This window comes from Telluria sp. AZSoR62, assembly GCF_058111565.1.
The window spans coordinates 1-366 of record NZ_JBYTST010000141.1 but is presented as its reverse complement, the minus strand read 5'-3'; the positions used below and the strand labels follow the sequence as shown (position 1 = coordinate 366).

Genomic DNA, 366 nt, shown 5'->3' with positions numbered 1-366 from the left:
CGTTAGTAATAGTTGAACTTTGATTAAGCGTACCAGTTATTTGAACCGTAGCGCGGGGAGCTTAACGAACCGAGCCATTCCTCGATAGAGTTCGGCAAAACCTTCGTTTTGTCGAACCATTGCATCGCCCTTTGTGATTGGCGTATAAACACACAAACACCTATTAGCGGAGAACGCTATGAATACCATTCGCTGGAATGTCGCCGTCTCGGCCGACACCGACCAGTCGCTTCGGATGTTTCTGGCCAGCCAGGGCGGCGGCCGTAAGGGCGACCTGTCGCGCTTCATCGAAGAAGCGGTACGGGCACACATCCTGGAGCTGAGCGCTGAGCAGGCCAAGGCCGCTAACGCCCATCTGAGTGAGGC

1 protein-coding gene is annotated in these 366 nt (G+C 54.6%); it reads left to right on the top strand.

Going from position 1 to position 366, the window contains the following annotated elements; translation table 11 throughout:
• Positions 1-178: 178 nt before the first annotated feature.
• On the top strand, positions 179-366 hold a 188-nt coding region (locus AC3XQU_RS23255; RefSeq protein ID WP_489876519.1), incomplete at its 3' end, for a ribbon-helix-helix domain-containing protein.